This is a genomic window from Vibrio sp. 10N.261.52.C2, from assembly GCF_041471425.1.
Classification (GTDB): domain Bacteria; phylum Pseudomonadota; class Gammaproteobacteria; order Enterobacterales; family Vibrionaceae; genus Vibrio; species Vibrio crassostreae_C.
In genome coordinates, this window is the sequence record NZ_JBFROH010000009.1 from 38179 (window position 1) to 46681 (window position 8503).

The window sequence follows — 8503 nt, forward strand, 5'->3', positions numbered from 1 at the left end:
ATACGTTATTTTTTTGTCACGCTTTGGCTTTGCGTAATCTCACGCTGTTTCCAGAGCTTAAAGATTGCAGGCAACACCAGTAAGGTAAGCAGTAGTGCAGAAGCCATACCACCTATCATTGGCGCGGCGATTCGTTGCATCACTTCTGAGCCCGTTCCCTCGCCATACATAATTGGAATGAGGCCAATGATCACCGTAAGTACTGTCATCATCACTGGGCGAACACGCAGTCCTGCACCCTCACGAATCGCATCCGTTAAGTCTTCACTCTGAAGTGCTTGCTGGTTCTGCTCCGCATCCAATTTTTTGTAGTGCCATGCTTGGTTTAGGTAGACCAACATAATGACGCCTATCTCAACAGCTACCCCGGCAAGGGCGATAAAGCCCACACCCACCGCAATCGAGAAGTTGTAATTGAGGACATGCATCAGCCATAGGCCACCAACCATCGCGAGTGGCAATGTCAGCATAATCATCATCACCTCACCGACACGGCGGAAGCTGAGGTAGAGCAATAACATGATGATGGCGATGGTAATTGGCACAACGACACTTAAACGTTCTTTGGCGCGCTCCATGTATTCGTATTGACCAGACCATGCCAGTGAATATCCGGCAGGCAAGACGATTTGATCTGTAACGACTTTTTGCGCCTCTGCCACATAAGAACCAAGGTCGCGACCTTCGATGTCAACGAACACCCAGCCATTAGGACGCGCGTTCTCCGTCTTAATCATTGGTGGCCCATCTTCATAGCGAATATCCGCGACATCAGACAAAGCAATTCGCGCTCCATTTGGTGTCACTAACGGCAGGTTCTGCAGCTTAACGACAGAATCACGATAGCTTTGTGGGTAACGGACATTGATTGGGTAACGCTCTAGCCCCTCAACGGTTTCGCCCACGTTCATGCCACCAACCGCAGTCGAAATAACCTGTTGCACTTCTTTAATGCTCAAGCCATATCGTGCAGCAGAAAGACGTTTGATATCTATCGTGACATAGCGACCACCAGCCACACGTTCGGCATACACAGAAGCCGTACCGCTAACACCATTTAAGATAGGTTCGAGCTGAGAGCCAATGTCCTCTATAACACTCAGATCTGGCCCTGCTATTTTGATTCCGATTGGCGTTTTAATACCGGTCGCTAACATGTCGATCCGAGTCTTGATTGGCATAACCCATGCGTTAGTCAAACCGGGGAATTGAATCAGATCATCAAACTCTTTTCGTAGCGACTCAGTAGTGACGCCGTCACGCCATTCATCTCTTGGTTTAAGCTGAATAACCGTTTCAATCATAGTCAGTGGTGCAGGATCGGTTGCTGTCTCTGCTCGACCAATTTTGCCCCACGTGGTTTCGACTTCTGGAATGGTTTTGATGAGTTTGTTGGTTTGTTGCAACAACTCACGCGCTTTACCAATTGAGATGCCCGGATACGTGGTTGGCATGTACATCAAATCCCCTTCATCCAAAGGAGGAATGAACTCACTACCAAGCTTACTGGTTGGGTAATAAGCAGACGCCATTAAGCCAAGTGCGATAACAATCATCACCTTTGGATACTTGAGGCTGAGGTTCAGAAGCGGTTTATACATCGCCACTAGGCTTCGGTTTACTGGGTTTTTGTGTTCAGGTAACACGTTGCCGCGAATGAAGTAACCCATTAGCACAGGAACAAGCGTGATAGCCAAACCGGCTGCAGCGGCCATTGCATACGTCTTGGTAAATGCAAGTGGCGAGAACATCTTGCCCTCTTGCCCTTCTAGCGCGAACACAGGCACAAAACTCAAGGTAATGATAATCAGAGAGAAGAACAGCGGTGCGCCAACTTCTTCTGCTGCCTTACCAATCACCTGCCAACGGTTTTTGTCAGTGAGCGGAGTCCGTTCAATGTGTTTATGAACGTTCTCGATCATCACGATGGCACCATCCACCATGGCGCCAATCGCAATCGCTATACCGCCAAGAGACATGATATTGGCGTTAATACCCTGCCAATGCATCACAATGAATGCACCCAAGATACCAACAGGCAGGCTTAGTGCGATAACCAGTGATGAGCGGATATGGAACAAGAACAGCGCACACACCACGGCGACCACGATGAACTCTTCAGCCAGCTTCTTCCAAAGGTTTTCAACGGCTGAATCAATCAAAGTCGAACGGTCATAAGTCGCGACAATCTCAACACCATCAGGCAAGCCAGCTTGCAGTTCAGCGAGTTTGGATTTAACCGAGTCGATCACTTCACTGGCATTTTCACCAAAGCGCATCACGATAACTCCGCCAACCGCCTCGCCCTCACCATTGAGTTCCGAGATACCACGACGCATTTGTGGGCCAAGGTTAATGTCAGCAATGTCACCTAATAGCAGCGGAGTACCTTTGTCTGTCACTTTTAACGGCAAAGATTGAATGTCTTCGATGCTTGTAAGGTAACCCGTGGTGCGAACCATGTGTTCGGCTTCGGCAATCTCAACAACAGACGCTCCTGTTTCTTGATTACCATCTTGGATTGCCTTGTTGACTTGCTGAAGCGTCAGGTCATATGCACGTAACTTGGCAGGATCAACCTGTACTTGGTACTGCTTCACCATGCCGCCAACGGTCGCAACTTCAGACACGCCTTCTACAGTTTGCAATTCATACTTCAAGAACCAATCTTGCAAACTACGAAGTTCCGCTAAGTCGTGCTGACCTGTTTTATCTTGCAACACGTAGCTGTAAACCCAGCCCACACCGGTTGCATCGGGTCCTAGTGTTGGCTTGGCACTCGATGGCAAGTTAGGTGCAACTTGGCTTAAGTACTCCAACACTCGTGAACGTGCCCAGTACATATCGGTATCGTCATTGAAGATGATATAGACATAGGAATCACCAAAGAACGAGTAGCCACGAACTGTTTCAGCACCCGGTACAGCTAACATGGCGGTGGTCAATGGATAGGTCACCTGATCTTCGACCACTTGTGGCGCTTGCCCCGGATAACTGGTTTTGATAATTACCTGAACATCTGATAAATCTGGAATGGCATCGACCGGTGTATTTTTAACGCTGTATAAGCCGCCAAATACGATGCCTACAGTAGCAACCAGCACTAAGAAGCGGTTGCTAATAGACCAGCGAATGATTGCATTGATCATAGTTCGCCCTCACCCGCTTCTAAAGATTTGAGCACATAATCAGAACCCTGCTTCGCCACTAGAAACCGAATAGTTTGACCCTCGGCAAACTCCGATAAATCAAGGTCATCACTGGCTTGGAAATTCATTTCACCCGCTTTCCAATTCCACTCAGGGACTAGCTGATGTTTTACGGTGATCATGCCAAAATCTGCCATCAACATGGTAATGTCACCCGTTACCCAAACTTCGCCGGCGATCTTGTGTTTGTTAACCTTGTAATCAACAACCTCGTATTGCCCTGACTCTGTCTTTCGCATCTCAAAGTCAACTGCCTTACCACGTTCCACGTCACTCATGTCCAAGCCTTCCGCAAAGGTGAAGTTCATCACCATGCCCGGCCAATCCCATTCTGGAACAGGCTGATGGTTAATCGTCACCATACGACTGCCTTGCATAACGTCGGAAATTTCACCGTTTGCCCACACGGTTTCAGCTTCTTCCTCAACGCCATTGATGCGTGACAGATCAGCAGATTGGCTCGATTCAGAATCCAACATGAAGTGTGCAGAAGTGACAATGTTTTCACCTTGCTCTAGCCCTTGAAGCACCTCTATTTTTTCGCCAGCTTCACGACCAACTTCAATACGAGCAGAACGATACTTGCCAGAACCTTCTGTCATCACCACTCGAGTCATACCACCGGAGTGAATCACCGAAGATCTTGGGATAGTAAGAACGGCTTCATCACTAATAGGTTTCAGCGCAATATTTGCAAACATATTTGGCTTAAGCTCGCCATGGGGATTGGAGAACTTCAAACGAACGCGCAAGGTTCGAGTTTTCGGGTCCAGAATTGGGTAGACATAATCGACGTTGCCCTGCCACTCCTTACCGGGAATCGCATCCAGTGTCATTTCGGCATTGCTGCCTGATGAGATCCAGTGTGCTTGGCGCTCAAACACCTCAGCATCAACCCATACCTCGCCTAATGGGCCAGCACTGATCACCGCTTGTGCAGGTGAAAGATAACCACCTTCTCGAATATTCAGGCTAGCGATGACACCATCCGCAGGCGCTTTGATTTCGATGGTTTGCGAGGCTTTCCCTTTACGAGCGATGGATCGTATCTGCGCTTTATCTACACCTAGGGTGACCAAGCGTTCAGTCGAGCCCTTGATCAAACCTTTACGACCCGTTTTATAAGCACTGATCAACTCTTCTTGTGCTTTAACAAGCTCTGGAGAATAGAGTGTGAAAAGTACATCACCTTTGTTTACCTTCTCACCCACTGCGTTGATGTAGAGCTTCTCAACCCAACCAGCTGCTCTTACGTTGGTTTGCCACAATGTACTTTCATCGAACGCCACATAACCCACGGTTTCAATCCGAGGAGACAGCGCTTCGAACTTAACTTTCGCTGTTTTGACACCCAGGTTATTTTCTACCGAAGAATCAATAAACACGGTTCCGGGCTTATCTTTAGCTCCGCCGTTCACATCGTCTGCATACACAGGGATAAGATCCATCCCCATTGGCGACTGGCCCGGCTTATCACGCTGATAATTTGGGTCCATCGGAGCCACCCAATACAGAGGTTCATCCTTGGCCTGTTTACTTACATCTGCGCCTGTACTCGTTGCCATTGCTGACATGTCATGTGCTGGATTAATTAGAAAATAGTTCACACCAAAACCCAATGCACCACCGACCAATAAAGCGATTGTTGCTACTTTTACTGTACTCATTGTCTATTCCCTTATTGATTGGCTGTGTGTTTAGTTGCGCTTGAGTTGAGTTGTGGTTGGTTTACTTGGTATTCAAAGCCACTGACTAACGCTGCCAGTTTGCTGTTAACGATGTTGAGATCGGTGATCAAACGTTGTTGCTCTAACTTAAGCGCCAGCTCATCGGTCGTTGCTAAAATGACATCGTTAAACTGAGCGGTATTGTTTTGATAGCCCCTCTCAACCGCGCTGATTCGGGCTGCGGTTTGAGGAAGCAAGGACGTTTGATAGCGATCTAATCGCTGGATCAGATTTGATCTGTCCACCAGCAATGCGTTCACTTGCGCGTTCATTTGGGAAAGTAAGGTGTCTTTTTGAGATTTAGCCGCACCAACTTGATACTGAGCAGCCGATAAGTTTTTATCTTGTCGGTTCCCTGTAAACAACGGGATGTCCACTGTCAGATAAGCACTCACCAGATCAGAAGCAGGTTCACCCGCCATGTTATTGGCTTGACGGTGTGCATACATCACTTCCACCCCAAACTGCGGGGTATAAGCTTGCTCGGCTAACTCAACCTGAGTTTTATTGGAGGAAATACTGACATCGGAGATCTTAACCAAAGGATGGTCAGTCAGTAGCTGGTAGTGCTTAGTTGAATCGATATTGGTCGCTAATTTGCTTTCCAACAACGACCAATCGATTTGGTTAGTTGCATTCAGTGTGCCCTGAGAATCAAGAACCTGAGAGCCTAGCCAATCAGAACCCAACCATTCAGAAAGCTGAGAGATTAGACGACGCTGAACCTGCTGGTTTGCCTGAAGTTTCTCATCAAGCTTGCTCACTTGGAGCTGAGCATTAAGCAGATCTTGCGCTTCACTTTTACCAATCGAGTAATTGGTTTGTACATAGTTTTCAAGCTCAACCAACAAACGACGATTTTGACGAATCACCGACTCAGCCTTTTGCTGATAACCTAACTCAAGCCAAAGCTGCGTCATGCTATTCGCAACCGTCAATTCTCTTGCTTGCACCTGCAAAGCTAAAGCATCAGCCTGCTGGCCTGCCTTTTTCTGTTGGAGGTTAAGCGTATCGCCACGCTCAAGCTGCTGCATCAGCCCTACCGATATATTAGTCATCGGGTCTTCGTCGAATTGAAAGCTATCGACAGGCAAACCGCCAAATCCAACTTTCAATTTCGGGTCCATTAAGGTCGAGCTGGCAATGCCCGTTTCTCGCATCGCTTGAGACAGAGCAAAGTACTGTTTGCGATTTCCATCTTCGCTTAAAGCAATCTCAATCAGTGTATTGAGTTGCTGCGTCGAGCTTGCTTGGTCATGTGCTGAAATGTGTTGAGCATTTGAAGCTGACGCCGTGGTAGCCGCGAGCGTAGCACTTGAAAACAAGGCCATAGGCAAGGTAGCAGCAACCACTAAGCTCGTGTTCATGACAAACACAGAGGTTGTTGGTTTCATATTCACAATGAATGTCCATATCTAACGCTAATTAGCGCATAAAAAAGAATGGCTTATCAGATTTATCTAACTGATAGAGCTGTATTTTTAGATATAGATTTATGCGGAAGGTGGGCGTAGCAAAGATTGAGCGCGTGCGACTTTCTGGCCAATCGTGACCGATTGAAAACGAGCTAATGAAAAGGAAAGTTGATCAACGGCTTGAACAGCCTGAATTGGATAGGGACTTGCAGAACACATTGAGGCACAGCAATCGACACTCGAACAATGGTTACCCATCATCGAGCTACCGTCTTCGCTCATTGAAGACATATCGCATTGAGCCATCAAAGCATGGGCACTCATGTTAGAGTCTTCAGCGTGTACTTCTTCACTCATCACATGACACCCTGCCATTGAATCATTAACCGAAGTATCGCTGTGGTAACAAGCCGACTTGCTCGACCCCATTTCCATCATCATTACTTCAGTCATCAAGGCTGAGGAGCTTGAGGCATAGCTAGACATCAACATCGCAATGATGCTGAAAACAATAATCCAAGTTTTTCGGAATGTGTTTGTCATAGTTTACCTTTGAATTTACAACGCAACTATAAACGTTCCCCTTAGGGTAAGGTCAATGCCATTGTGCCGATATTTACCTGACCGTTGAAAAAGTATTCATCCTCTCTTTCATCAAAATGAGATAATTCTTCGACTTTGCAGTTTTTTCTTTAAAAATTATCCAATTAGCTAGCGAAACCTCTATCTGTGTATTTTACTTAAAATAGTGCAACCACGATTCACGGATGAGAAAAATGGCTAACAAAAAAAACGTCGAAGCAAACAAGAAAAATACAGAAATCAAAAATAAGAAAAGTAACGAGCTAGAACAAAAGAAACCAACACAAAAAAAGAAGCTCAGACTGCATTCACACCTAAAAGTTAATATCCCACTTTTTCAATCACTCATGATGATACTGCCATCATTGGCTAAACACGCGTCTGCCCAGGGTGCAGACAGCTCGGGCGATACCGTAGATCAGCTACCCGTAAATAACGTGACAGAAAAAGATGTCAGCGACGACCATGGAAAAACAGACTCATCAGCGGTTACTCATCAAGAGGCTCAAAAGAGCGACAGCGACGTAAACTCGACCTTAAGTGCAAGCCACGATCCCCATGGCTCGAGCTCTAACTTGGTTCCTTCTCATCATTTGTCGACGCTTTCTCACCCGCAAGTCCATTACATTCCTTCGGTATCGATGCCGACTATCTCCTCAGGAAGTAACGGTCAGCCGACTCATTCAAATGCGCCGACGACACCCGCTTTACCCGTCACCTTTATGCCAGAAGTCATAAAAGGTACCTACGGAGAGCTTCATGTTGATGCAAATGGTCAATACACATTCGTATTGAATCCAAATTCTCCTCAATACATCCTGTTAAACCAGCACCAACCAAGTACTGATCATTTTGCGTTACATCTATCTAACGGCTCGAGCATCATTGTTCAGATACCGGTAACAGGTAAGCAAGACACGCCAAATATTTCTGGAGACTTAACAGGTGTGGTAACAGAAGATCACAATATTGATTCACAAGGCTTGTTACATGCGAACGGCAAAATCGATGTCATAGACCCTGACCAAAATGAAAGTTCGGTTACGCCGGAAGTTATCTCAGGTAAATATGGTTCATTAACTATCGATGCTGATGGACATTGGCAGTATCAAGTTGATAACTCGCTCTCTAATGTTCAAGCTTTAACCGCAGCCACTTCACTGCATGAAAGTTTCACAATTCACACCAAAGATGGCACACCGCAAACGATCGATATGACGATCGGCGGGAACGACGACAACGCCGTTATCACAGGTGTGGATGCTGGCACGTTAACTGAAGATTTAACGACACAAGTTCAAGGGCAGCTTTCGGTAACGGACTCTGATCTTGGAGAGGACCACTTTCAAGCCTCACAAGTGACTAGTAATTTCGGTACGCTAAGCATCACCAAAGACGGTGCGTGGACATACAGTTTAGACAACAATAACCCAGCAGTTCAAAGACTTGGCCAAGGTTCAACTGCGACAGACATCGTCACTGTTCACTCAGCTGATGGCACAGCGCATCAAATCACTATTACCGTTAATGGCACTAATGATACTGCTGTGATTGCAGGCACCAATACCGG

5 protein-coding genes are annotated in these 8503 nt (G+C 46.6%); 1 reads left to right on the forward strand and 4 read right to left on the reverse strand.

Features of this window, described 5'->3' with window-relative positions; genetic code table 11:
• Window positions 1–5: 5 nt before the first annotated feature.
• The 4 genes from AB4307_RS02825 to AB4307_RS02840 all read right to left on the reverse strand — a co-directional run bounded on the left by AB4307_RS02825 (window position 6) and on the right by AB4307_RS02840 (window position 6894).
• Complete coding sequence (locus AB4307_RS02825; protein WP_372131037.1) at window positions 6–3149, reverse strand: efflux RND transporter permease subunit; 3144 nt, start codon at window positions 3147–3149, stop codon at window positions 6–8.
• Window positions 3146–4876: an efflux RND transporter periplasmic adaptor subunit gene (locus AB4307_RS02830; RefSeq protein WP_372131039.1), complete on the reverse strand. Its 1731-nt coding sequence runs from the start codon at window positions 4874–4876 to the stop codon at window positions 3146–3148. Before AB4307_RS02830 ends, AB4307_RS02825 begins: the two co-directional genes overlap by 4 nt.
• Window positions 4877–4887: 11 nt before the next feature.
• A complete protein-coding gene (locus AB4307_RS02835; RefSeq protein ID WP_372131058.1) occupies window positions 4888–6330 on the reverse strand; it encodes a TolC family protein in 1443 nt (480 codons plus the stop codon).
• A 99-nt stretch (window positions 6331–6429) separates the two neighbouring features.
• Entirely contained in the window at window positions 6430–6894 is a 465-nt protein-coding gene (locus AB4307_RS02840) for a hypothetical protein (RefSeq protein WP_017064449.1), read from the reverse strand.
• Between the two features lie 233 nt (window positions 6895–7127).
• On the opposite strand from AB4307_RS02840, the gene AB4307_RS02845 reads away from it, so the two are divergent.
• On the forward strand, window positions 7128–8503 hold a 1376-nt coding region (locus AB4307_RS02845; protein ID WP_372131041.1), incomplete at its 3' end, for a VCBS domain-containing protein.